Raw genomic sequence first — 24568 nt, forward strand, 5'->3', positions numbered from 1 at the left:
TTATGTTGTTGTCTGATCTCTCTGTAAAACGTCCGGTATTCGCGACCGTTCTGAACATATTATTACTGGTGTTTGGCATTGTCGCCTTCACTATGCTGCCGCTGCGTGAGTACCCGGACATTGATCGACCCATTGTCTCGATTGACACCGACTACCCGGGAGCCTCGGCTGAAGTCGTAGAAACGCAAGTTACTCAACTGGTCGAAGACCGGATAAGCGGTATTGAAGGTATCAAAAACATTAGCTCCAGCAGCAGTAATGGCCGCTCGCGTATCAGTATTGAATTCAACCTGACCCGAGATATTGATGCCGCGTCGAATGACGTTCGGGAACGTGTTTCCAGGGTGCTTGATAACCTGCCGGAAGAAGCTGACCCGCCTGAAGTGTCAAAAGCCTCAAGCGATGAAAGTACGGTTGTTTGGTACAACCTGCGCAGCGAGAGCATGTCCATATTAGAGCTGACCGACTATGCAGAGCGCTACATTGTTGACCGCTTGTCAGTGGCTGATGGCGTTGCTCGGGTCGTAATAGGCGGCGATCGCCGTTACGCTATGCGGGTTTGGCTGGATCGTGATGCGATGGCTGCGCGGCGCGTCACTGTAACGGATATTGTCAGCCGCTTGCGGGAAGAAAATATCGAGTTACCTGCAGGGGAAGTGGAATCGACGGACCGAGAGTTTTCGGTTCGCATGGCGCGAGCGTATTTAACACCCGAAGACTTTAGAAACCTGGTGATACGTCAGGGAGACGATGGTTACCTTGTCCGGTTAGGTGAAGTGGCTCGAGTGGAACTAGGAGCCGAAGATGACAAGACTGACTTCCGGGGCAACGGCGTCAATATGGTCGGTATTGGCATCATCAAACAGTCTAAGGGGAACACTCTTGAGGTGGTCAATAATGTTCACCGCGAAATGGAGAATATTCAGGAAACGCTCCCCGAGACCATGTACTTGGCGCCAAGTTATGACTCTTCTATTTTCATTCAGGGCTCAGTGGATGAGGTTTACAACACATTAGCGGTAGCGATGGCGCTGGTTATTGTTGTGATTTACCTGTTCTTGGGGAATGTACGGGCGACCATAGTTCCTGCGTTAACGGTACCTGTCGCCATAATTGCCTCCTACATTGTGCTTTTTGCCTTGGGCTTTTCCATTAACTTATTGACTTTGCTGGCGCTGGTGTTGGCCATTGGTCTGGTGGTTGATGACTCCATTGTCGTGTTAGAGAACATTTACCGACGTATCGAAGAAGGCGAGCCACCTTTGTTGGCGGCTTATCGGGGTGCGCGAGAAGTTGGCTTTGCCGTTATAGCAACCACATTAGTGCTTATTTCCGTGTTTGTACCTTTGGCGTTTCTGGAAGGGAACATTGGTAAGCTCTTTACCGAGTTTGCTCTAGCCATAGCTGCAGCGGTCGCTTTTTCAAGTATTGCAGCACTGACGCTAACCCCGATGTTGAGCTCGAAAGTACTCAGCAAAAAAGAGCGAACCAGTAAGTTTGGTCGGGCGTTTGATGCGACCTTTAACTGGCTGGAAAACGGCTACGGCAACATTCTTGAAAAAAGCGTGAAGCGCCCGCTAATGGCGGTTGTTTTAGTGGTCATGTCAGGTGTGGTTGCCTACGGGTTGTTCAGCTTTATTCCTCAGGAATTTGCGCCACCAGAGGATCGAGGGACCTTTTATATACGCGTCAATAGCGCCGAAGGTGCCAGCTTCGAGTCGAGCTCACGCCATATGGATGAAATTGAGCAAATTCTTTTGCCTTATATCGACGAGGGTAAAATTGATCGTTTAATTGTAAGAGCGCCCGGGTGGGGCGGTAGTGCCGGTATCGCGATTGTTGGCGCGGTGCCATTCGATGAGCGCGACTGGTCAAGTTTTGACTTAATGGAAGAAATGCGAGAGCAGCTGAACTCGGTAGTCGGCGTGCAGGCCTTTGCCTTTATGCGCAGCGGCATTAGTGGCGGCGGCGGTCGCCCTGTGCAGTTCGTGTTGCAGGGGAATACATACGAACGGCTGGCGGATTTTCGTGACATTGTTATTGAAGAAGCATCGAAAAATCCTGGGCTGCAAAACCTGGACAGTGACTATAAAGAAACCTTACCGCAGCTGTTGATTGAAGTCGACGAAGCTAGTGCCGCGGACTTGGGTGTGTCAGTTCAGGATATTGGTATTACACTGCAGTCAGTATTGGGGCAGCGGCGTGTCACAACGTACCTCGACAGAGGCGAAGAATATGACGTGATGCTTGAAGGGGAAAAAGCGGATTATCGAAGCCCCAGTGCTATCGATAATATCTATGTGCGCTCGCGTGAAAGTAATGAACTTATTCCGCTTTCAAATTTGGTCACCATTACTGAGCAGGCAACGTCAGCAAGGCTGAATCGCTATAACCGTATGCGCAGTGTGACAATCGAGGCGAACTTAGCTGAGGGGTATTCGCTGGGTGAAGCGTTGAGCTATCTTGAAGGTGTGGTTAAGGAGAAATTACCGGAAGACGTGTCCATTGACTACAAAGGTGAATCGCAGCTTTACAAAGAAAGTGGTAGCTCTATCGTCTTTGTCTTCGGCTTAGCGCTGGTGATTACCTTCTTGGTACTGGCCGCTCAGTTTGAGAGCTTTATACATCCGCTGGTCATAATGCTAGCGGTTCCAATGGCGGTTGTAGGTGCCCTCATTGGCCTTTACTTAACGGGCATGAGTATCAACATTTACAGCCAAATTGGTATTGTCATGCTGATAGGTCTGGCCGCGAAAAACGGCATTTTAATTGTGGAGTTTGCGAACCAGCTGCGTGACTCCGGTGTCGAGTTTAAAGAGGCGGTGCTACGGGCTTCGCGTCAGCGTTTGCGTCCTATTGTGATGACTGCATTCACGACCCTCATGAGTGCTATGCCGCTTATTCTTGGCTCAGGTCCGGGCGCTGAAAGCCGTCAGGTCATTGGTACGGTCATCTTTGCCGGCGTGGCGGTATCGGCGTTCTTAACCCTGTTCGTCATTCCTGCGTTGTACATTGCACTGGCTCAGAAAACCAGTTCACCGATGGCCATTACGCGTAAGCTGGAATCCATGCAGGAAGAGTATCCGGACCATCACAGTTAATAGTGCAAGATAGGATCATTGCCGGCGGTTGTTAAGCCGGCAATGACGTTTTGCGCAAAGCTTGGGTGGTTGGTAAAAATGCCGTCAACACCCATTTCGTGAAGCTCTTCAATGTCGTGCTGTTCGTCGACTGTGTAAACGTAGACCTGCAAACCTCTTTTGTGCCCATCCTCGACCAGTTCTTTGGTGACAAAGTCCACGGCAAAGTGGGCTGAGTATGCATTAAGGTCTTGTGCAAACTGGCAGTAAGTTAGCGGACAGCTGGCACTTAACGCACCAATAAGCGCATTGGGGCGACGGTTCTTAAGGCGTTGCAGCCAATGATGGTTAAAGGATGAAAACAAAAGCTGCTCTTGCGAAAAGTCTGTATTGGCTAGTGCAAAATCCACATCTTTAAGCAATTCGCGAGTTGGAATGTCGCCTTTGAGCTCTATGTTCACATGACAGTGGCCATTAATGTGTTTGAGGGCATCGCGCAGTGTGGGTATGGGCTGCTGACCAAATATTTTTAACTGCTTTATTTGCTCGGCAGATAAATCTTTTAAGCGGCCGGGCGTTGCGGTAAGGCGCTCAAGGTAGCGGTCGTGAAAGACAAACCGCTCGCCGTCAATGCCGTAGACATCGAGCTCAATGCCATGTACGCCGGAGTCCATAGCGCGAGTGAAGGCCGCTAAGGTATTTTCCGGGGCTTCGTAACTTGCGCCCCGGTGAGCCCATAAAATCAATCGTCACTCTCTTTAGTTTCAGATTTAATTTTTGCCATCACTTCACCCATGCGAGTTGTGGAAAGAGGCTCCAGCTCATCGTCAAACTCTATCGCGTCCTTAGCAAAGGTCAGCACCACGGTTGAACCTAATTTAAAGTGACCCATTTCCTCGCCTTTCTTAAGGTGGATAGACGCTGGACCTGATGTCGGATAAGACCAACTTTGAATGCGGCCACCGGTCGGCGGCGTGACTGTTCCGGACCAAACCGTGCCAATACTGGCAACAATAGTCGCGCCAACCAGCACTAACGACATAGGACCCACCTCTGTCTCAAAAATAGCGACAACGCGTTCATTACGCGCAAATAAGTTGGGTACATTGGCCGCTGTTAATGGGTTTACTGAATATAAGTCCCCGGGGACGTAAATCATCTTTTTAAGCACACCGTCGCAAGGCATGTGAATACGGTGATAGTCTTTCGGGGCCAGATAAATGGTTGCGAAATCGCCATTCATAAAGGGCTTAGCGTCTTCCTCGCTGCCACCGAGCAACTCTTTTAACGAATAGTCATGTCCTTTGGCCTGAAATATACGCCCGTCCTTTATCTCGCCAGCCTGACTGATCGCACCGTCTACCGGATGAGCCAACTCGCCCTCATCCGCTTTTAACGGTCTCAGCTCCGGTTTCAAACGACGCGTAAAAAAGTCATTAAAGGTTTTATAGGCGTGCGGCGACTCTTCAATAGCCTCACTCATATCAATTTTATATTGACGGATAAACCAGCGGATGAATGCTTGAGTGAACCACCCGGCACGCGCCGCTGCAAATTTTCCCATTAAACGGGAAATAAGATGTTTCGGCATAATATGCTGGAAGAAAATTTTGGCTTTATCAGTCTTTGCCACAGTTAATTACCTCGAATAACCCTGCTGGGTTTCTGTGTTTTCATTGTCTCAATAATGCGATGATAATTAGAAAGGCGCCACTCGTGCAATTCATTCTTGCTAACGGCGTCCTGCAGTGCGCAGCCCGGATCGTCTGCATGCTTGCAGTCCCGGAATTTACAACCACCTAAATAGTCACGGAAATCGACATAGCACCAGGCAACGCGCTCCGGCTCCAGGTGCCACAGTGAAAACTCGCGAATACCGGGCGAATCGATTAAGGCGCCGCCTTCGTTTAAATCATACCAAGTGGCCACCGTTGTTGTATGCTGACCCAACCCGGAATTATCTGACACTTGTTTGGTTTCGGCGTTCACTTCAGGCAGTAATTGATTCACTAATGACGATTTCCCGACACCCGATTGCCCGACAACAATAGAGACATGGTCTTTAAGCCGCTGCGTAAGTGCTTCAAGCCCCTCGCCGGTTGTACTGCTGACCTTAAGCACGGTGTAGCCAATCGTCTGATAGTCAGCTAAACGTTGCTCAATGTGTGCTTTTTCTTCGTCATCGATATTGTCGAGTAAGTCGGCTTTGTTAAGCACAATAATAGGCTCAATACCTATGTCTTCGCACGCCACTAAATAGCGATCAATAATTTGAGCCGAAAAGCTCGGCAATACACTGGATATGACAAAAATTTGGTCAATATTGGATGCCACAGGCTTCAGGCCATCGTAATAGTCTGGACGTGAAAGCAGGCTTTGGCGCTCGTGTACGGCAATAACGACACCCTGCATGCCTTGCTGCTCAGTCGTTGCTCGCGCCCATTGAACAATGTCGCCACAGACTAAGCTGTCGACCACACGGCGAATATGACAACGATAGGTGTTGCCCTGCTCATCTCTAATGTCAGCGTGCTGCCCAAAACGGCTAATGACGCGGCCCGTTTCAGGCGCGTTAAGCTGGCCGTCGTTCCATTCGACGTCATTGTTTTTTAGCCGTTTTTTCTGGTTCGCCGACACGCGGCGTTGCTGACCTTTATTGAGACGTTTGCGTTTTGCCAATCGGGATAACCTGTTGTCGAGCTTTAAATGACGCTATCATACAACAAATTGCATTGAGAGAGCAGGGTAATGGCTGAAGACAATAAGAAACAACGCTTAATCTGGATAGACTTAGAAATGACCGGCTTGGTGCCAGAAGAACACCATATTATTGAGGTAGCGACTATAGTCACGGATGCTGAACTCAATACAATAGCCGAAGGTCCGGTAATTGCGGTTCATCAACCTAAGAAATACCTCGATCGCATGGACGCCTGGAATGTGAAAACACACACAGGCTCAGGCCTAGTCGAACGCGTGCAGAAAAGTCAGCATAACGAGCGCACAGCAGCGGCAGCAACCATTGAGTTTTTGCAGCAGCATATCGATGCCGGTGTATCGCCCATGTGCGGTAACAGTATTTGTCAGGACCGCCGTTTTTTAGCGCGTCACATGCCGGATCTCGAAGCGTTTTTCCATTACCGAAACCTCGATGTGAGCACGTTAAAAGAACTGGCAAAACGCTGGCAGCCAGACGTAGCGGATAGCTTCAAAAAGTCCGGGGCGCACGAAGCCTTGGCAGATATTCGCGAGTCTATCGATGAGCTGAAGCATTACCGGGAAAACTTTTTACGGCTATAGGCGGTAATACTATTTAACGCTCAACAAAACTGAGAATGTATGGAAAATAAAGCGTCAAAAACACAAAGTGTCGGCGATGTTGTCGTGCTTGGATTGACCATGGGATTTATTGTCCTGTTTCTGGGCCTGTCTTTGTGGAATATCGAACTGACCGCAACAACGATTGAACAAGGCTTTGCCTGGACGGCTAAATACTTCGGCTCGTTCTTCCAAGTGTTACTGATACTGACGTTTTTTATAGCCATTGGCACGGCTCTCAGTCGTTACGGAAAAGCCAGAATTGGGGCAAGATCCACTCCTGAAATTAGCACTTTTCGTTGGCTATCCATGATTCTCTGTACGCTGCTTGCCGGCGGCGGTGTTTTTTTCGCGGCGGGTGAGCCTGTTTATCATTTTTTAGTCACACCGCCAGTGACTTCTGCCGAGGCGGCAAGCAGTGGAGCAATAGCCCCCGCGTTAGCTCAAAGCTTCATGCATTGGGGCTTCTTAGCTTGGGCTGTTTTAGGTTCCCTGTCTGCAATCGTCTTGTCCTATTCACACTATGTTAAGGGTAAGCCGTTACAACCACGCACGCTTCTTTACCCGGTATTTGGCGAGAGGGCGCTAAAAGGTGTTTTCGGCAGTATTATTGATGCCTGCTGTGTTATCGCCGTAGTTGCAGGAACCGTAGGCCCTATTGGCTTTCTGGCGACACAGGTCAGTTTCGGTTTGAGTGAGCTGTTCGGTGCAACCGATGGTTTCGCGTTACAGCTGATTATTCTGTTGTGTCTGGCGGCCATTTATATGATTTCCGCGCTCACTGGGTTGCATAAAGGCATTCAGTTTCTGAGTCGCATGAATGTGTTTTTAGCGATAGCAATAGCTGTGGTCATAGTGATTTTTGGTCCTACGCTGTTTTTAGCCAATAGCTACCTGCAGGGAATGGGTCAGTATATTGGTTCATTTTTTGAAATGGCCACTATGACAACGAATACCGCACCGGATTGGTGGATGAAGTGGTGGACGGTGTTCTTTTTCGCCTGGTTTATTGGCTATACGCCGTTAATGGCGGTATTTGTAGCTCGTATTTCTCAAGGTAGGACGATTCGACAAATGGTCGTTGCGGTTGCTGTCATAGCACCTATCGCCACCACAGTTTGGTTCACGCTGCTAGGCGGATCCGGTATTTTCTATCAAATGCAGGGTGTTTTTGACTTAACTGAGCCGCTAACTAACTTTCGGTTCGATGTCGCCACGTTGACTGTCGCGCAGGCGCTTCCGGGTGGGAAGATAATGGCTGCTGCTATATTGCTATTAACCACGATATTTGTCGCAACCACTGGGGACTCGATGAGTTACTCAATTGCTATGGTGGGAGCTGGGCATGACGAACCTCAACCCTGGATTCGTGTATTCTGGGGTGGCGCGATGGCGGCAATGGCTGCAGTCTTGCTTTATATGGGCGCCGGTCAAATTAGTGTTTTACAGCAATTTATAGTGATAACGGCGCTGCCTGTTTCGTTGGTAATTCTGCCAACTCTATGGACAGGACCCAGAACAGCAAAAGCTATGTACGAAGAGCAGTCTTGAAGGTGTTTTTCGGTGAAATCTTAGACAAGTAGGCAGGTTTTTCTGAAAAATTATTGACGAACGCGGCGTAATGGGTAGAATACACGCCGCACTGACGAAGCGGGAATAGCTCAGCTGGTAGAGCACAACCTTGCCAAGGTTGGGGTCGCGAGTTCGAATCTCGTTTCCCGCTCCAACGTCAGACTTTCCAGAATACTGCAAAAGTACCAATATGCGGGAATAGCTCAGCTGGTAGAGCACAACCTTGCCAAGGTTGGGGTCGCGAGTTCGAATCTCGTTTCCCGCTCCAAGTTTTATTTCAAAGTCAGCTAATAAGCCTCTCTTTTCGACGACTAAGACCTTCAAAAATAGGCTCTGAAACTTTCATCGGAAAGTCTTTGGGTAAGCGCTTACTCACCCTTTCAATAACGTTATCTGTGCTTGCATGCATTAGCTTAAGAATGTCCTGCATCTCTTTTAGGCTGTACTGCGCTTCCTTTGCCGAACTGATGAAATGACGCCCGTAAATCTGGAAAAGCTTTGACTTTCGACCTTTTGAGCCTTTAAGTGTCATCGCCAGTTTTAAGTCTCTTAAATGAAGCCCTTGACCTCCGACTGCTGGGTACGCCGAAAGAATGTCGTAAAGCGGAGTTAATTTGAAACCACCTTCTGGCTCTATAAACACAGAAAAGTTTTTAGCGTGCCCGTCGGTTGCTCCTAACAGAAAAAATAGCACCTGTGCTGCCATAAAAGTTCTTCTGTCTTTGTGAGAGTTAGAAGAGCTTTGTAAGTGCTTCATAATTTGCGCTATGGACGGACCGCCGTCAGACTCGTACTTTCGAGCAGAAGGACAGCTAAGTACCTGACAGTAATCCTCTTGCGGCAGGCGCATGAGCCAGGATTTATCACTGGAATATTTGCGATCGAAGCGCTCTACGGCCAGAGCTTTTACCTTACCTGTGTTAACAATCTCACAAGCGGGCACGTCGAAACCGAATTCTCTGGCGATTTCCAGACACAGCAGCTCATTTTCAACGCTGTCGGATAAGTCGATAGTATGGTCTGCTCCTTGGATCTTTCCGATAGGTAGTTTGATGATGTGGCTTGTCGGTGTAGTTCCTTCGGGAATACACCATTTATCTTCTATTTTAAGTAACGCTGTTTTCTCTTGTGCTCCAGCTATCGATATACGAAAGTCATTGAGCTCATTCACCATGCCAAGCGGTGCCTTAGACTGATAGCCTAGAAGAACCTTTTCTAGCTCGCTATCATTCAGAGGCTGGTAGTTTATTGTCCTTATATTGCCAGGTTGTTCCCCTTGAGGGTAAAACTGTAAAGCGCCTACTGTATCTCGGCCTACTGCTTTTAGAAGATCGAAAGGTTGTTTCGAGTCGGCTCGGTAGCGCGCAACAATCCTGTCTCGAACTTCCTGACTATCGGGCAGGAGGTTATCAAAAAAGTTGATGACTTCAGCACCTTCGTAGGCGTTTCTTGTTAGAGGCATCGATAACGAAATTGGGCGAGCGCCCGGTGTATCGAGCCAGTTGATACTGTAGTTAAAACGGTGGGCGCCAGAGTGCCTACGGTGCAGCTCACCGACCAGTAGCCCGTTCATATAAATATCGAGTTTATCCATTACCATTCCTCATTCCATGAGTGTTCAGTGTTGTTTTCCTGAGCGTCTTCCTTGCTCTTAATACTTAACTCTAGCCCAAGCGCTGATAGAAGCCGAAATAACGTATCTATTTGGCTTTTCTCTGGAGAAAGCTCAAAGCTTGAGACAGTGCCCTGTCTTAAACCAACGGATTCAGCAACGTTTGCCTGACTTAATCTTTGTTGTTTTCTTTCATCTTTTAAATGAACCGCTAACGCGTGGGGGCTTGTAATTTTCATACCTATTCCTAAACGTGAGTCCGTTTAAGAATAGTATTATACGCAGCTGCGTATAAATCAAACTTTAATCGCTAGTGCGTATATATAAATTTCTAAACGCACTAGCGACTAACCGAGTTTGAAGGTTCTCACTAACTCTTTTTCGAACTATCCACAAACATCGCAATAGCACCGTCACCGGTAATGTTACAGGCGGTACCGAAGCTGTCCTGTGCCATGTACAGAGCTATCATTAAGGCAACTGCGGTTTCACCAAAGCCCAGCATGGAACCGAGCAAACCAACTGCCGACATAACCGCACCGCCTGGAACACCCGGTGCAGCTAACATGACAATACCCAGCATTAAAATAAACGGCAGCATGGTAAAGAAGCCGGGAATAGCTAGCGAGTTGTGCAAAACCATAACCGCAACCGCGCAGCTGACAATGGTAATGGTAGAGCCAGCCAAATGAACCGTCGCGCACAACGGAACCGTAAAGTTGGCAACGTCGTTATCGACTTTGTTCTTGCGTACGCTTTGTAGGGTGACCGGAATAGTGGCGGCGCTGGACATAGTGCCTAGTGCCGTAAAATACGCAGGCAGCATGTTTTTGATCAAAAACAGCGGCGAACGACCGGTTTTGATACCCGCCATAATGTACATAGAGGTAATGTAAACCCAGTGCAGGGCAACGGCGAGTATCAGAATAACACCAAAGGTTTTGAGCGTGTTAAAGACGGTACCGGCAACAGCCATTTCCGCAAAAATGCCGGCAATATAAAAGGGCAGCAAGGGAATAATCACTTTAACCAGCAGTAACTCGATAATGTCACGGCCTTGATCAGAGAGCTTTTTCAAATTCTCCGCTTTGGAACTGGTTATGCCTAAACCAAAGATAAAGGCCAGAACTAATGCGGACATCACTTCCATTAACGGCGGAACCGACAGCTCAATAAAGGGTTCGATAGTGGCTTTGGCTTCTGTAGAAACACTCTGAGCGTCGGTTGTCAGCCAAGGAACGACAATGCTGGCAGCGAAAAACGCAACAATACCCGCAGTAACCGTAGAGGCATAAGCAATGCCTAAGGTTTTACCCAGCATTTTTCCGGAGTTACTCGGTAAGCTCGCAATACCGCTGGTAATAAAGAACAAAATAAGTAATGGGATAGTGAAGAACAGCAGCTGACCGAACAGTGTCTTGAAGGTCAGCAGGGTTTGGCTGACCCATTCTGGCATGTATAACCCAATAAGAATACCGGCGACAATACCCGCCACAAGCTTAAGAACTAATCCCATAATATTCGACTCTTTTTTATGAATGTTTTAAGAATAGAGGTGCGCTTAGAGTAGACCTTTTAAGTGCGCAACCACACTGCGGCCTAGCGCGCTGAGATTATACCCGCCTTCGAGCGTCGATACGATACGACCGTCACAGTGTTTGTCGGCAATTTCTTTCAGCTTAACGCTCATCCAGTGGTAGTCTTCTTCTTTCAGTAGAAACTGTGACATGTCGTCTTCTGCGTGACCATCAAAGCCTGCCGAAATGAGCACCAATTGAGGTTGAAATTCGTCGAGTGCATGGAACCATTTTTCTGAAACGGCCTGTTGCCATTGTTCGCCTTTGCAACCAGCTGGCAGCGGTACGTTATGCACATTGCCGGCGCTAGTGCCTTCCCCGGTAAATGGGTAGAACGCCTGCTGGAATGACGAGCAAAACAGGATACGGTCATCACCCTGAACAATGTCTTCGGTGCCGTTGCCGTGGTGTACGTCAAAGTCGACAATGGCAACTCGCTCAAGCCCATGTTTTTCAATGGCGTGATAGGCCGCAATGGCAATGTTGTTGAATAAGCAAAAGCCCATGGCTTTTGTTCGCGTCGCATGATGTCCCGGCGGTCGAACGGCACAAAACGCCTGTTTGTTGAGCGTTGTCATAACGTCGTCTACGGCGTTTACAGCAGCCCCAGCGGCTTTCAACGCGGCGAGTAAACTGCCGGGTGTGACTAAAGTATCCGGGTCTATCCATTCATGATCGTACTCGGGAATTTCCGCACGAATAAAGTCGATATGTGCTTTCGAATGCGCCGCTTGAATCGCCTCCCAAGGGGCCGCGGTAGCCTCTTTGCGTATAAGCACGAAGTCGAGCCCGGAGCGAATGAGTTGGTCATTAATGGCTTCAATACGTGCAGGGCATTCGGGGTGCTGCTCGTTGGGGATGTGTTTAAGGCAGTCATCGTGACTGAATACGACTATCGACATAATTTATTCACTGCCCTCTTTAAGGTCGAGTTTTAGCAAAACGTCACCGGGCTCTTCACTGGGGAGGCGCTTAAAGCCGCCCCGTTCAAACACACTCAGCATTGGTTTATTGGCAGCTAATACGTAGGCTTGCATACTGTCCAGGCCACGTTCCCGTGCTATGCGGATCATTTCATCTAAGAGCTTGCCCGCCATGCCGCGGCCCTGGTATTTCTCGCGAGTGACAAAAGCGACCTCACAGCTATTTTGCGACTCGATATAGTAGTAACGCCCAACCGCCTGAATTTGCACCGCAGAGCCTTTCTGGTGAACGATACAAAGTGCTAAGTCTTTGGACTGATCGACGCTGACTAAGTTACAGGACTTTTCACGACTCATGCTGGTGGGCACGGCGTTGTATCGCAATTGCAGCGTTTCTTTGGTGTGCGAGTAGAAAAACTCCTGCAGACGACGTTCATCCGACGGGTATAACGGACGTAAGTCAAAACTCTCGCCATTGATTTGTAGTTTTTTGAAGCCAATGTCGCCAAGCTCTGGCACATCGACCGGGCTTTGCTGTTGATAATGCGGTACCCAGTAATGCTTGCGGACTTCTTGAAGCAGGTGATTACGAAATTTCGGGTGCGCTACGCGAATAAGTTCAAGTGCCCGCTCGCGGATGCTTTTACCGCGCAATGAAGCAACTCCAAATTCTGTGACAACGTAATGTACGTGTCCACGAGTTGTAACGACGCCGGCCCCTTCCCGTATAAATGGGACGATGCGAGAGACTTTCCCGTCGTTTGTGGTAGAGGGGAGAGCAATAACTGGTTTCCCGCCTTTACTTAAAGAAGCCCCTCGACTGAAGTCGACTTGTCCGCCAATGCCGCTGTAAAATTGGTGACCAATAGAGTCCGACACAATTTGTCCGGTTAAATCGACTTCAATAGCGCTGTTGATGGCCACTAACTTATCGTTACGTGCGACGTTAGCGGGTGAGTTGACGTACTCACTCGGGTAGAAGCCGACATGAGGGTTATGATCAACAAAGTCGTATAGGGCTTTTGAGCCCATGCAGAAACTGGTCACAATTTTATTCGGGTGAAAGGTCTTCTTACGGTTATTAATGACACCTTTCAACATTAAGTGCATGACATCGTCGGTAATCAGTTCGCTGTGAATGCCTAAATCTTTATGATTACTGAGGTATCTCAAAGCGGCTGCACAAATATTGCCAATACCGACCTGCAAAGTAGCACCGTCTTCGACTAACAGGGAAATATACTGACCAATACGCTCAATAATTTTACTGTTGTCATGCTCTGGCGGTGCTAACTCCGGCAGTGGCGACGAATGTTCCCAGAAGTAATCAATTTGATTTTCGTGTAAAAACGACTGTCCGTAAGTGACCGGCATGTGCGGGTTAACCTGAGCAATGACTGTTTTCGCTGACTTAGCAGCAGCCGCCACCACATCGACGGATACGCCCATCGAGTGGTAACCGTATTTGTCACCGGGAGCGACCATGATCAATGCCGCATCTAATGGCAAAATACCGTTATTGAACAGGTTAGGGATGTCGGAAATAAAGCTTGGCGTGTAATCAGCACGACCTTCATTAACAGCTTTGCGAATTGTGCCACCACCAATAAAAAACGTATTCACCTTAAACAGTTGCTGATACTGCGGCTCTGCCCATTTGTTGTTGGACAGCGTCATAAGCTGCACAATTTCAATATCGTGCAGGTCTTTTGAGTTCTCTATCAGGTCGTCAATTAACGCCGTTGGTACGGCCGCATGAGAGCCGATAAAAATGCGCTGACCCGATTTTAGAACGTTTGACCAATTTATTTTTAATGTTGTCATAACATCCGTTTTATCGCAGATGTATATTTTGTGCAATCACTAAAATTAAGGTAAACTCGACGATTAATTAATAACCAAAAAGACATCGCTCCCATGTATGAAAATAACAATAAATGGGCTCAATTTGGGGCTACTTTGTCATTGTTGCTGCTACTTAGTTTTGCGGTAAAGGCAAACCAGACTCCCATAGAAAATATCAATGGTGTTCCTGTTGATATAGCGATGGAAAATAGGCTTGATGAATATTTAACGACCGTTGGCGATGAAGGCGTTGATTCAAAAGCTGTGCTCTTTGGTATGATTGAAGCAATATCAAAGGACACTCCTGTTGCGACAAGAGCTCGAGCGTTGAGTTATGAGACTTTTTGGTATTATTATGAAAAAGAAAAGGAACTGGCTTTTGATAAGCTGGATGAACTTTTAGCTCTTGCCGAAAATACAGAGTTAGCGGATGTAAAAGCAGAAGCGTTAGCAACTCAGGTCGAGCTGCTGCAGTTTGAAGGGAAGTACGGCGAGGCTTTTCTGCTGCTCAGTGATATTGAAATTCATCTTTCCCGGGCCCGTATCCCAAGGGTTCGATATTACGCACACAATCTTATTTCCCGTGTTTATGCAGATTGGAATCGTTACGACGATGCACTCAGGCATTTGTTGTCGGCTCAAGAAGCGGTAAATGAAACGAATAACGAACGAACGCCTATTCGTCAGCAATTCCTCGATTACTCCATTGCGATTATTCAGACGGAGCTCAAAAACTGGAAGGGCTCGTTAAAGACCATCAACAAGGCAATAGAAAGCGCAAAAGAAAACGGTCTGGAATATGACTTGCCTGACTTCTTTTTACATAAGTCCTATGTTGAAGCAGGCATGGGCGATCGGGATGCTTCGCTGGAGTCTTTGCGAAAGGCTTATGATGTTGCTAAGAAAGATGAGCGTATCTATTTGTTGCCGACAATTTTGAATAACTTCGGCGATCATTACATGTATGAAAAGGAATGGGAGAAAGCCCGAAGTCATTTACTAGAGGCGCTGGAGCTTGCTGAAGAAGTTGAAGACGTGAGGTTGGCTCAGACCATACATTTTAATCTAGGGTTTGTTGATGTACATCAAGGGAATACAGAAACCGGTCTTCAAGAGATGAGAGAGGCGGTTCAGTTTTACCGAGATGAAGAAATAAAGACGGAAGTCGAGGCTATGTTGGGTGAATTGGCGGAAGCGTATGAGTTCGCTGGTCAATATCAAAATCAAGCGGAAGCGCTGAAACAACAAATGACATTGTCTAAAGAACTTTATCAAAATGATCAACAGAAAAACCTGGCGAATTTGCAACAACTGTATGAAAGCAAAGACAAAGAGCAGCAAATTGAGTTATTAGAGCGTCAAAATGAACTTAAAGAGCAGTTGTTGGAAATAAATCAACAGCGCAACATGATTTGGTTGTTACTTGGAATCGTGGCGGTATTTGCTGCGGTTTTCGTCTTTATTATGTACCGCAAAGCCCGGAAGGCGAATTTACGCCTGAAAGCCGCGAACACTATGCTGGCAGATCAGTCCTTAAAAGATCCTTTAACCGGCTTATGGAATCGTCGAGCATTGCAAAAGGAGATGGACGAGCGCAAAAAGCACGGAGAGCGTCGGGATGCAGCTATACAATCAGACGGTTTAATTCTCCTTGACCTCGACTTTTTCAAACGCATCAATGACAAGTATGGTCACGCAGCGGGCGATGCTGTTTTGGCCGAGGTGAGTCGCCGCTTGCAAATGGTTTGTCGAGACAGTGATAAGCTCATTCGTTGGGGCGGCGAGGAGTTTTTATTTCTGGTTCGCAACATCGATGACGAGAACCTAAAAGAAATGAGTGAACGAATACTGAACGAGTTGGCGAAAAAGCCGATCAGGTTCGAAGGTCATGAAATATCAGTAACAACCACTATCGGTTTTATTCGCTTGCCTTTCTCGGGTGTATCCGAAAACCAAATGGACTGGGAAAAAGTACTGCAGGTTGCTGATATGGCCTTGTACATGGGTAAGGCGCATGGCCGCAATCGGGCCTGTGGAGTCACTGAGCTGCATGTCTCTTACGAAGATGCTCGGGCAGTATTGGAAAAGGACTTATCTGAGGCTCTTAGCAACAAATGGATATCGATGGAAACCATAGAAGGTCCGAAGATGCCGAATAAAGATCAGTCATGAAGCTTTCTCAGTTTGGGCCCGGCGCACTGGTGGCAGCCGCTTTTATCGGTCCTGGAACTGTTGTTACTGCATCGCTTGCCGGGGCTAACTATGGTTACGCCCTATTATGGGCATTAGCTTTCTCTGTTTTCGCTTGTCTCATTTTGCAAGAAATGTCAGCTCGTATTGGTCTTGTGACTCAAGCCGGGCTGGGCGAGAATATCCGGAGCAATCTCACGTCTGGCTGGCTGCGTTGGTTGGCATTACTGCTTATTTTTAGTGCGATAGCTATTGGCAACAGCGTTTATCAGGGCGGTAATTTATCCGGTGCAAGCTTGGGGGCTTTTGAATTGCTCGGACCTGTTCCTGTGCTGGATCATTGGCTAAGTAATGCCTGGGCGGTTGTTATCGGTTTTGTGGCATTCCTGGTGCTTTGGTCGGGTAATGCGCGAATTATTGAAAAGTCACTTATTGCTATGGTGCTCCTTATGAGCATCGCATTTCTAGGTACGTTCTTTTTGACCGACCCTGACTGGGCTGGTGTACTTAACGGTATTTTCTCACTCAGCATGCCTTCGGGAGCCACATTGACCGTGGTGGCGCTCATTGGCACGACAGTGGTGCCCTATAACATCTTTCTTCATGCCTCCAGCATTTCCAAAAAGTGGCAATCAACAACTGACTTGCCAGCCGTTCGCCGCGACTTATTTGTTTCCATTCCATTAGGCGGCTTAATATCAATGGCAATTGTAGCGACCGCTGCATCCGCATTTTTTGGTCACCAGATTACAATCTCCAGCGCTGCCGATTTAGCTATATCTTTAGAGCCATTGTTTGGCAACGCGGCAACGTACTTAATGGCAATGGGTCTGTTTGCTGCCGGTATATCGTCGGCGACTACGGCTCCTCTAGCCAGCGCCTATGCTCTCAACGGTATAATGGGGTGGTCAGTGAGTTTGAAGAGCCGCGCCTTTAGAGCGGTTTGGTTGACCATTTTGTTGTTGGGCGTTGCTATTTCCAGTCTCGGCATCGAACCGGTCACTGTTATTTGGTTTGCTCAGGTGGCGAACGGCATTTTGCTTCCCGTTATTGTAGGCTTTTTGTGGTGGCTAAGCTGGGGAAGCTTACTGGGCAAGAATCGCAATTCCTGGTGGCAAAACCTGTTAGCTGCGCTGGTGTTCATTATTTCAATTGTACTGAGTATCAGAAGTTTAGGCTCAGCGTTTGGCGCTTTTTAAATCTCTAAAATAGGAAAAAGGCAGCGTCCCTGCTGCCTAAAACTCACGAAACGAGTTACTCGCTTGCAGCACCAACGAACTCGAGTTCTACCGGCTCGCTTGATGTTTCAATGGTGACATTTTCCGTTAAGAAAAACTCTATGTCGTCATCGGCTTCTGGGTCGTCCGCATCGTTACACGTTAATGCCGCGGTGTAATCGCCAGTCGCAATGAAGCCCATAGCGAAGTCATAGGTGTCAACTCCGTCAAAATAAACCGCTGTGCTTGCGTACGGCTCATTTTCTTCGCTACCGCCGTTGTCGGCTAACGCTGAAGTTTCTAGGCCACTGCCTTCATAAAGGTAAACGTAAGCAACCGGTAGCGATGCATCTTCAGGTGCGACAGTGCAGGCTTCATTAAACAGCAGAGCACCTTCCGCTACCGTGCCTTTCAAGTGACCAACCGCAGAATTATCAACCAGGCGAACGCCGCGCGGCTTAAGAATATAGTGTTCTTGACCGACCGGGTTGGTCATTGCATGGCGAAGATCAAACTCAACGGTGAAGTTAAGGTTACCGCCTGCATCGGCGATGAACCCATCAAGCTTTAGCTCATTTGAAGGCACTTGGACAGGCACTTGCTCAGCATCTCCATCGCCATTCGTATCGGTCATTACGTACGAGCCATCGGCCATCACCAGTCTTAGCTGCCCATATTGGCCGGCATCAATTTCAGCATTTTCGAGAAACACCATCGACTCGTTTCCGGTAAATTCAAGTAAATCGATACCGATCGTATTAGGGATCGGGTTGCCTTCAGAGTCTAAACAAAGGTCATTTTCTTCCGGTGCTTCTAAATCGTCTCCGACGGTAAATGTTTGTGCCCCGTCACCATTCCCCGTGAGTTCAACGGCATTAAAGCAAGCAACAACAGCCTCGGCGTTATCGACAGGCGCGTCACTCACTCCCAAAGTGAACTGAGCAGTATCCGGTGTGGTCGGGTCATCATCAGAACCGCCACAAGCGGCTAGCGTTACCGTCGCTAAAGCTAACGTTGTGTATGCGAATAAACGCATGGGTATTCCTCCTTGTGAGTTATTTCCCGTTAGTTATAGACTTGAGCCAACAAAATTTAAACGCGTTTTACAAACATTTTCATTGACAAAGTTGTGGTATAGCTCTATATCGTTTTTGTCGTAAATAACGACAGGCTTTTTGTTCGGTTTTAGTCTGTAGGAAGGGCTTATCATGACCACTATTACCCGAGAGTTATTATTGAAGAAACCGTTTAACGATTTCAGAAACTATCCTTATGGCTTCGCGCGTTCTGGCGACTTTTCTATCAGGGAAAGCGATGCATTGACACACTATGGTTGTTTGATTACCGCCATGCTCAATGGCGAGTTTAAACCGACGTTGCAGGAAGACATCGATTTACTGGCTGCTGCAAAAGGCGAGCAAGCGCCTGCTACCCCGGTTGAAAAGACATGGGCGAAATATCAGGCGCGTATTCATCGTCCTAAAGTGGCGAGTATGTATGGTAAAGGTAAGTTTGCTGACGATTCTTTAGGCTCATCTTCGGACACAGAAGATGATCTGATAGTCGAAGATTAAGAGTGCGAACTAACAAGCTTTAAGCGTCTGGGAGCCTGGCGGTGGCAATGGTAACAATAGCTGCCGCCAAAACGTTTTGCTTCCTTCTTGGCTTCGGTTGCAAGTAACGCAACGTCGTGGTGCGACTCACAAAGCTTAGCATCAGGGCTGACAACGCCAACCGCAATGCTCAATAAAGAGAAGAATGTTGGGTGACCCTCGCGGTTCACCGCCTTAATACCGCCAAGTTTTATATGTTCTTCTTGGTAAAACTGAACAATGTCCTCATCAAACCGTTCAATGACTTTCTGGCAGCTGTTTTCAATTCTGTCGGCAGTGACAGCGGCATGATCAAATATCACGACAAAGTCATCACCGCCAATATGGCCGACGAAGTTACTGCACCCTGTCAGCGTTTTTTGCAGTAACTGAGCGACCCATTTTATCACTTGATCACCTTGCTCATAGCCGTAAATATCGTTGTAGGGTTTAAAGTGGTTTAAATCGAAGTAGGCAACGCTAAATTGACGTTGTTCTCTCAGTTTTTCGTTGATAACACGATTGATTGCGACGTTGCCGGGCAATTGAGTCAACGGATTCGCATGTCGAGCATCGTTAATTTTCAGTTCGGTTATTTTGCGTAGCAAGCTTTTTATCGAGGCCACGCCGTAATAGCCGTTGTTGCGAGTAACAATAATATGTTGGTAGACATCGGTTTCGTCATGCTCAGTAATTAACTGACTGACGTCTTCCAGCGACGCTTGCCAGTCGACAGCAATAGGCTCTTTTTCCATTATGTGAGCAACAAGTTTATTGGCATTCAGTGCATGTCCATACGATCCAGAAAACCGCTCTAATAACTTTTCCCGGCTGATGACGCCGACCACTTTTTCGTGGCGAGTGACAGGAAGTAATGACAATGCCGCATTTTTGGTAAAGCGGTTCAGTGCTTCTAAAGCCGGTTCATCATCAGCAATAATTTCCAGCGAATTAACAACGCTGGCAATCGTTTCATTATAACCGCCTTTTACTGGCTTATAGGTGTTTAAAAGTGATGGTTGAACATTATGCACCGGTAATTTATCAGGCTTACCAAACAGATACCCCTGACAGTGTTTAATGCCTAACGCGTGAAGTTGTTCAAGTTCCTCTTTGGTTTCAATCCCCTCGGCAATCACCTTTGTTTGTATGTTTTTTGCCAACGATAGAATGCTTTGCACAAATTCTCTTTTCACCGATGATTCATGAATATCCTGAACGAAATAGCGGTCAACTTTAACGTAATCGGGGTGTAGCTCAGACCAAAGCTTTAAACCGGAGTAACCAGCGCCTAAGTCGTCTATGGCTATCATAAAGCCTAATTGTCGGTAGTGAATAATGGCTTCCTTTAGGTTTTCAGTGTCTTCTATCGGATAACGCTCGGAAATTTCGATCACTATTTGGTTTGGGTCGAGGCCAAGCTGTTGTGATAGCCGTAAAGTCGAACCATGGGGGTGAGAATCATCTTTTAATACGTTGGGGTTTACGTTTAAAAACAGTTTGCCGGTCATGCCCTGACGCTGAAACTCTTTTAGTGCGGCATAACGGCAGGCAAGCTCCAGCTCAGATAGTAAATCGCACTCATTGGCAACAGAGAAGAGCTTATCGGGAAACTCCAGAGCGTGACTTCTGGGTCCTCGAATGAGCGACTCATGGCCAATGACACAACCGCGGGCAGTATCAACAACAGGTTGAAATAAGGGAAACAGTTGTTGATTTTCAATCAGTGAAATGAGCGCCTGGCGGCTATCACACGTCGACATAAAGCCTCCTGTCATAAACATCACGGATGATAAATCCGTTTTATGACGATGTTATGACAGGAGGTGAGCTTTAGCTTTCGCGTTTAATGGCTCTGTGAGCGATATCCGTACGGAAATAAACATTGTCCCAGTTAATACCGTTGACTAGGTCATAAGCTTGCTTCTGAGCTTCAGTGACTGTGTTACCCAGTGCAGTGCAGCAGAGCACACGCCCACCGCTGGTAACAACGTGTCCATTTTCCATTTTAGTACCGGCGTGAAAGACCTTTTGATTCTCAGACTCAGTATTTGGTAAGCCTTGAATAACGTCGTCTTTCTTATAACTGTCTGGGTAGCCGCCAGCAGCCATAACAACGCCTACCGCTGCGCGCTCGTCAAACTCGATAGGGGCTTGGTTTAGTTTACCGTCAACGGCTTGCAAGCATAGCTCCACCAAGTCTGATTTCAAACGCATCATAATAGGTTGTGTTTCCGGATCTCCAAAACGGCAGTTATATTCGAGTACTTTGGCAGTACCGTCGTTAGCAATCATTAAGCCAGCGTATAGGAAACCTTTGTAAGGAGCTCCTTCAGCAGCCATTCCGTCAACAGTCGGTTTAATAACATGGCGCATTACCCAATCATGGATAGCTGGAGACACGACGGGCGCGGGAGAGTAGGCTCCCATGCCACCGGTGTTCGGGCCAGTATCGCCATTGTCACGAGCCTTATGATCCTGGCTAGAGGCAAACGGTATTGCGCGTTCACCGTCAACCATAACAATGAAAGAGGCTTCTTCACCAGTTAAGAATTCTTCAATAACCACGCGGTGACCAGCGTCACCAAAGCGGTTGCCGGCCAACATGTCATCAATTGCTGCGTTCGCTTGCTCTAGGGTTTCAGCGATAATAACGCCTTTACCAGCCGCTAAGCCGTCCGCCTTAATGACAATAGGCACACCTTTTTCCGCAACATAGGCTTTTGCAGGCTCTACTTCAGTGAAGTTTTGGTAGTCAGCGGTTGGAATATTGTGGCGCTGCAGGAAGTCTTTGCTGAACGCTTTAGAGCCCTCCAGTTGAGCCGCTTTGGCTGTCGGGCCAAAAGCGGCTAGTCCGGCTTCACTGAACTTGTCGACAATGCCAGCAACCAAAGGAGCTTCAGGCCCAACAATGGTGAGACCGATGTCTTCTTGCTTGGCAAAGTTAAGCAGACCATCAATGTCTTCGGCTGCAATATCAACATTTGTGAGGTGTGGCTCACGCTCGGTACCTGCATTGCCAGGAGCTACAAAGACACAGTCTACTTGTGAAGACTGCGCTGCTTTCCACGCCAGTGCGTGTTCACGGCCTCCGCCGCCAACAACCAAAACTTTCATGAGTATCCTTATTCTACGGGTTTTCTAAATTTCAGTGTGAATCGGTCGCTCTCACCGATAGCTTTATAAACTTCCGCGTCGTCACCATCTTCTACATTCAGTGTTGGTGGTAAGTTCCAAACACCGTTGGGATGGTCCGCTGTATCTTTCGGGTTTGCATTAATGTCACTGCTTTCGACCAGCTCAAAGCCTGCCTTCTTTGCAAGGTCAATGACCCAGCTTTCTTTAATGTAACCACTGTTTTCCATAGCGCCGTCATCGGCACTTTCCGGTAAACGGTGATCAACCACACCCAAAATACCATCCGGAATTAGCGCTTGATGGAATTGACGGAAAGCATCCAGCACCGCTTCTTCGCCGCCACTCATATACCAATTGTGTAAGTTACGGAAGGTCAGTATGCGGTCAGCGCTGTTTGGCGGCGCAATGTCTGTTTCCAATGGCGTTAATGGTGCAAACTGAGTCAGCTCTACATTGCCAAATACCGCTTCGCTGGTCAGGCGCTCTTTAAATTTATTGAGCGAACGTTGGTAGTAGTCGCTTTGTGTGTCTTCGGGGAAGTGAGCTGCGTAAAATGTCCCTTCTTCGGCAAGATATGGCGCCAGAATTTCGCTGTAATAACCTCCGCCCGGCCATATTTCCACAACCGTCATGGATGGCTCAAGTTCGAAAAACGCTAGTGTTTCTTTTGGGTGACGGAACTGATCTCGCTCAACATACGCGGGCGTACGATCATCATGATTGACCGCTTGTTCCAACGTTATTGAAGCTCCCTGCTCGGTGCTCGCTGGTGCGGATGACTTAGGGCCGCTATCACAAGCCGACAGAGCTAACAGCGATACCATAGATAATGCGATTGCAGAATATTTCATAAACCTGCCTCTTCGTTTTTATAAGTGTTTGTAAAGATTAGCCCCGAATCGTCGGGGCAGCAAATAACATCACTTATCACTACGCATTAATGGCGGAAATGGCGCATTCCGGTAAAGACCATGGCAATACCGTGCTCGTCTGCGGCCGCTATAATTTCGTCGTCGCGAATAGACCCACCGGGTTGAATAATCGCTTTAATGCCAGCTTCAGCGGCAGCATCGATACCGTCCCTGAATGGGAAGAATGCGTCAGATGCCATGACTGAACCTTCGACTTGAAGACCTTCATCAGCTGCTTTAATGCCAGCAATTTTTGCGCTGTAAACCCGACTCATTTGTCCAGCGCCAACACCAATGGTCATACCGTCTTTGGCATAGACAATGGCATTTGACTTAACAAACTTAGCGACCTTCCAGCAGAACATCAGGTCAGTCATTTGTTCTTGGGTTGGTTGAACCTTGCTAACGATGCTCAACTCGTCTGCATTAAAGTCCTCGGTATCGGTATCTTGCACTAACAGGCCACCGGTGACGCGTTTATAGTCGAGTTGAGTCCCAGAGTCAGCCCACTGGCCGCATTCGAGCAAACGCACATTTTTCTTACCGGAGACAGCTTCTTTTGCGGCATCGCTGACGCTTGGTGCGATAATCACTTCAACAAACTGGCGTTCAACAATGGCAGTTGCGGTCGCTTCATCGAGCTCGCGATTAAATGCAATGATGCCACCAAACGCTGAGGTTGGGTCGGTTTTGAACGCCCGGTCGTAAGCGTCGGAAATAGATTCACCAATAGCAACGCCGCATGGATTCGCGTGCTTGACGATAACACAAGCCGGTTCAACGAAGCTTTTCACACATTCTAACGCGGCGTCGGTATCGGCAATGTTATTGAACGACAGTGCTTTGCCTTGCAGCTGTTTAGCCGTAGACACGTTACCTTCAGGCGCATTGCTCTCAGTGTAGAATGCTGCTGATTGATGCGAGTTTTCTCCGTAGCGTAGGTCTTGTTTCTTCGATACTTGCAGGTTTAATGTGCGGGCGAAGTCATTGTCGCTTAACTGTTTGCCCAGATAATTTGCTATCATGCCATCGTATTGCGCAGTATGCTCAAACGCGGCAACCGCTAAATCAAAGCGAGTATCGTAGCTGACAGTGCCACTGTTATTCATTTCACTTAGAACGCGGTCATAGTCAGACGCATTAACCACAATAGTGACATCTCTATGGTTTTTCGCTGCGGCTCGAACCATAGTTGGCCCACCGATATCAATATTCTCAATCGCGTCTTCTAACGTACAGCCTTCTGTAGCAACGGTTTCGGCAAACGGGTAGAGGTTTACAACAACCATGTCGATCGGCGCGATATTTTGTTCCTGCATAACGGCCTGATCAATGTCACGACGGCCCAGAATCCCACCGTGAACTTTCGGATGCAGTGTCTTAACACGACCGCCCATAATTTCCGTTTGTCCGGTGTGCTCAGAGACATCAATTACGGTTAAGCCAGAGTCGCGTAAGAGTTTGGCCGTGCCGCCTGTAGAGAGTATTTCAATATTCTTTGCTGCTAATGCCTGGGCAAACTCAACAATGCCTGTTTTATCTGAAACACTAATTAACGCGCGTTGAATAGGACGGTTTTCCATGGTTTTGCCT

The 24568-nt window shown here is 47.8% G+C and carries 19 protein-coding genes and 2 tRNA genes; 8 read left to right on the forward strand and 13 right to left on the reverse strand.

The genetic code is table 11. The features are described 5' to 3' along the window. The first annotated feature begins 2 nt into the window (after positions 1 to 2). Positions 3 to 3101: an efflux RND transporter permease subunit gene (locus CEW91_RS01555; protein ID WP_088767377.1), complete on the forward strand. Its 3099-nt coding sequence runs from the start codon at positions 3 to 5 to the stop codon at positions 3099 to 3101. Here the strand turns inward: CEW91_RS01555 and CEW91_RS01560 are convergent. Genes CEW91_RS01560 through rsgA form a run of 3 tightly spaced genes read right to left on the reverse strand, consistent with a single transcriptional unit; the run spans position 3098 to position 5759 of the window. Then, positions 3098 to 3826: a glycerophosphodiester phosphodiesterase gene (locus CEW91_RS01560; RefSeq protein WP_088767378.1), complete on the reverse strand. Its 729-nt coding sequence runs from the start codon at positions 3824 to 3826 to the stop codon at positions 3098 to 3100. The two genes, CEW91_RS01555 and CEW91_RS01560, sit on opposite strands and share 4 nt — an antisense overlap. Beyond that, entirely contained in the window at positions 3823 to 4671 is an 849-nt protein-coding gene (gene asd / locus CEW91_RS01565; protein WP_088769327.1) for an archaetidylserine decarboxylase, read from the reverse strand. The genes CEW91_RS01560 and asd overlap by 4 nt, the downstream gene beginning before the upstream one ends. Before the next feature lie 44 nt (positions 4672 to 4715). Beyond that, positions 4716 to 5759 (reverse strand): small ribosomal subunit biogenesis GTPase RsgA, encoded by a 1044-nt coding sequence (gene rsgA / locus CEW91_RS01570; protein WP_088767379.1) that lies wholly within the window; start codon positions 5757 to 5759, stop codon positions 4716 to 4718. 69 nt (positions 5760 to 5828) lie between these two features. Between rsgA and orn the strand changes: the two genes are divergently transcribed. The 4 genes from orn to CEW91_RS01590 all read left to right on the forward strand — a co-directional run bounded on the left by orn (position 5829) and on the right by CEW91_RS01590 (position 8238). After that, positions 5829 to 6380 carry an oligoribonuclease gene (orn, locus tag CEW91_RS01575; RefSeq protein WP_088767380.1) on the forward strand — a complete coding sequence of 184 codons (552 nt, stop codon included), beginning with the start codon at positions 5829 to 5831 and terminating at the stop codon, positions 6378 to 6380. 39 nt (positions 6381 to 6419) lie between these two features. Beyond that, positions 6420 to 7949 (forward strand): BCCT family transporter, encoded by a 1530-nt coding sequence (locus CEW91_RS01580; protein ID WP_088767381.1) that lies wholly within the window; start codon positions 6420 to 6422, stop codon positions 7947 to 7949. A 99-nt stretch (positions 7950 to 8048) separates the two neighbouring features. After that, positions 8049 to 8124 (forward strand) — tRNA-Gly (locus tag CEW91_RS01585). A gap of 38 nt (positions 8125 to 8162) precedes the next feature. After that, positions 8163 to 8238, forward strand: a tRNA-Gly gene (locus CEW91_RS01590). 15 nt (positions 8239 to 8253) lie between these two features. Here the strand turns inward: CEW91_RS01590 and CEW91_RS01595 are convergent. The 5 genes from CEW91_RS01595 to CEW91_RS01615 all read right to left on the reverse strand — a co-directional run bounded on the left by CEW91_RS01595 (position 8254) and on the right by CEW91_RS01615 (position 13906). Next, a complete protein-coding gene (locus CEW91_RS01595; RefSeq protein ID WP_088767382.1) occupies positions 8254 to 9564 on the reverse strand; it encodes a type II toxin-antitoxin system HipA family toxin in 1311 nt (436 codons plus the stop codon). Then, a complete protein-coding gene (locus CEW91_RS01600) occupies positions 9564 to 9821 on the reverse strand; it encodes a helix-turn-helix domain-containing protein (RefSeq protein ID WP_088767383.1) in 258 nt (85 codons plus the stop codon). Before CEW91_RS01600 ends, CEW91_RS01595 begins: the two co-directional genes overlap by 1 nt. 131 nt (positions 9822 to 9952) lie before the next feature. Beyond that, complete coding sequence (locus tag CEW91_RS01605) at positions 9953 to 11098, reverse strand: dicarboxylate/amino acid:cation symporter (protein WP_088767384.1); 1146 nt, start codon at positions 11096 to 11098, stop codon at positions 9953 to 9955. Positions 11099 to 11143: 45 nt separating this feature from the next. After that, the gene (locus CEW91_RS01610) at positions 11144 to 12061 is read right to left on the reverse strand and encodes a histone deacetylase family protein (protein ID WP_088767385.1); all 918 of its coding nucleotides are present in this window, start codon (positions 12059 to 12061) and stop codon (positions 11144 to 11146) included. A gap of 3 nt (positions 12062 to 12064) precedes the next feature. Further along, complete coding sequence (locus tag CEW91_RS01615; RefSeq protein ID WP_088767386.1) at positions 12065 to 13906, reverse strand: bifunctional acetyl-CoA hydrolase/transferase family protein/GNAT family N-acetyltransferase; 1842 nt, start codon at positions 13904 to 13906, stop codon at positions 12065 to 12067. Positions 13907 to 13999: 93 nt separating this feature from the next. On the opposite strand from CEW91_RS01615, the gene CEW91_RS01620 reads away from it, so the two are divergent. Then, the gene (locus CEW91_RS01620) at positions 14000 to 16099 is read left to right on the forward strand and encodes a tetratricopeptide repeat-containing diguanylate cyclase (RefSeq protein ID WP_088767387.1); all 2100 of its coding nucleotides are present in this window, start codon (positions 14000 to 14002) and stop codon (positions 16097 to 16099) included. Continuing rightward, a complete protein-coding gene (locus CEW91_RS01625; protein ID WP_088767388.1) occupies positions 16096 to 17316 on the forward strand; it encodes an Nramp family divalent metal transporter in 1221 nt (406 codons plus the stop codon). Before CEW91_RS01620 ends, CEW91_RS01625 begins: the two co-directional genes overlap by 4 nt. Positions 17317 to 17371: 55 nt before the next feature. Here CEW91_RS01625 and CEW91_RS01630 read toward each other — a convergent pair whose 3' ends face one another. Continuing rightward, positions 17372 to 18370 carry a DUF4382 domain-containing protein gene (locus CEW91_RS01630; RefSeq protein ID WP_088767389.1) on the reverse strand — a complete coding sequence of 333 codons (999 nt, stop codon included), beginning with the start codon at positions 18368 to 18370 and terminating at the stop codon, positions 17372 to 17374. Between the two features lie 172 nt (positions 18371 to 18542). On the opposite strand from CEW91_RS01630, the gene maoP reads away from it, so the two are divergent. Continuing rightward, positions 18543 to 18908 carry a DUF413 domain-containing protein gene (maoP, locus tag CEW91_RS01635; RefSeq protein ID WP_088767390.1) on the forward strand — a complete coding sequence of 122 codons (366 nt, stop codon included), beginning with the start codon at positions 18543 to 18545 and terminating at the stop codon, positions 18906 to 18908. On the opposite strand, the gene CEW91_RS01640 is transcribed toward maoP, so the two are convergent. From CEW91_RS01640 to purH, 4 genes are all read right to left on the reverse strand, one after another. Continuing rightward, on the reverse strand, positions 18905 to 20689 hold the full coding sequence (locus CEW91_RS01640) for a bifunctional diguanylate cyclase/phosphodiesterase (RefSeq protein WP_088767391.1): 1785 nt from the start codon (positions 20687 to 20689) through the stop codon (positions 18905 to 18907). The genes maoP and CEW91_RS01640 overlap by 4 nt on opposite strands. A 70-nt stretch (positions 20690 to 20759) precedes the next feature. Next, on the reverse strand, positions 20760 to 22043 hold the full coding sequence (gene purD, locus CEW91_RS01645; protein ID WP_088767392.1) for a phosphoribosylamine--glycine ligase: 1284 nt from the start codon (positions 22041 to 22043) through the stop codon (positions 20760 to 20762). Between the two features lie 8 nt (positions 22044 to 22051). Then, positions 22052 to 22915 carry a class I SAM-dependent methyltransferase gene (locus CEW91_RS01650; protein ID WP_088767393.1) on the reverse strand — a complete coding sequence of 288 codons (864 nt, stop codon included), beginning with the start codon at positions 22913 to 22915 and terminating at the stop codon, positions 22052 to 22054. A gap of 86 nt (positions 22916 to 23001) precedes the next feature. Beyond that, positions 23002 to 24558, reverse strand: coding sequence for a bifunctional phosphoribosylaminoimidazolecarboxamide formyltransferase/IMP cyclohydrolase (gene purH / locus CEW91_RS01655; protein ID WP_088769328.1), 1557 nt, complete (start codon positions 24556 to 24558; stop codon positions 23002 to 23004). Positions 24559 to 24568: the final 10 nt, after the last annotated feature.

This window comes from Idiomarina piscisalsi (assembly GCF_002211765.1).
Taxonomy (GTDB): Bacteria; Pseudomonadota; Gammaproteobacteria; order Enterobacterales; family Alteromonadaceae; genus Idiomarina; species Idiomarina piscisalsi_A.

Coding starts and splice junctions, on each gene's coding strand:
- CEW91_RS01555 (WP_088767377.1), top strand. CDS start 3: ATGTTGTTGTCTGATCTCTCTGTAAAACGTCCGGTATTCGCGACCGTT.
- asd (WP_088769327.1), bottom strand. CDS start 4,671: ATGCCGAAACATCTTATTTCCCGTTTAATGGGAAAATTTGCAGCGGCG.
- orn (WP_088767380.1), top strand. CDS start 5,829: ATGGCTGAAGACAATAAGAAACAACGCTTAATCTGGATAGACTTAGAA.
- CEW91_RS01580 (WP_088767381.1), top strand. CDS start 6,420: ATGGAAAATAAAGCGTCAAAAACACAAAGTGTCGGCGATGTTGTCGTG.
- CEW91_RS01595 (WP_088767382.1), bottom strand. CDS start 9,564: ATGGATAAACTCGATATTTATATGAACGGGCTACTGGTCGGTGAGCTG.
- CEW91_RS01600 (WP_088767383.1), bottom strand. CDS start 9,821: ATGAAAATTACAAGCCCCCACGCGTTAGCGGTTCATTTAAAAGATGAA.
- CEW91_RS01605 (WP_088767384.1), bottom strand. CDS start 11,098: ATGGGATTAGTTCTTAAGCTTGTGGCGGGTATTGTCGCCGGTATTCTT.
- CEW91_RS01610 (WP_088767385.1), bottom strand. CDS start 12,061: ATGTCGATAGTCGTATTCAGTCACGATGACTGCCTTAAACACATCCCC.
- CEW91_RS01615 (WP_088767386.1), bottom strand. CDS start 13,906: ATGACAACATTAAAAATAAATTGGTCAAACGTTCTAAAATCGGGTCAG.
- CEW91_RS01620 (WP_088767387.1), top strand. CDS start 14,000: ATGTATGAAAATAACAATAAATGGGCTCAATTTGGGGCTACTTTGTCA.
- CEW91_RS01625 (WP_088767388.1), top strand. CDS start 16,096: ATGAAGCTTTCTCAGTTTGGGCCCGGCGCACTGGTGGCAGCCGCTTTT.
- CEW91_RS01630 (WP_088767389.1), bottom strand. CDS start 18,370: ATGCGTTTATTCGCATACACAACGTTAGCTTTAGCGACGGTAACGCTA.
- maoP (WP_088767390.1), top strand. CDS start 18,543: ATGACCACTATTACCCGAGAGTTATTATTGAAGAAACCGTTTAACGAT.
- CEW91_RS01640 (WP_088767391.1), bottom strand. CDS start 20,689: ATGTCGACGTGTGATAGCCGCCAGGCGCTCATTTCACTGATTGAAAAT.
- purD (WP_088767392.1), bottom strand. CDS start 22,043: ATGAAAGTTTTGGTTGTTGGCGGCGGAGGCCGTGAACACGCACTGGCG.
- CEW91_RS01650 (WP_088767393.1), bottom strand. CDS start 22,915: ATGAAATATTCTGCAATCGCATTATCTATGGTATCGCTGTTAGCTCTG.
- purH (WP_088769328.1), bottom strand. CDS start 24,558: ATGGAAAACCGTCCTATTCAACGCGCGTTAATTAGTGTTTCAGATAAA.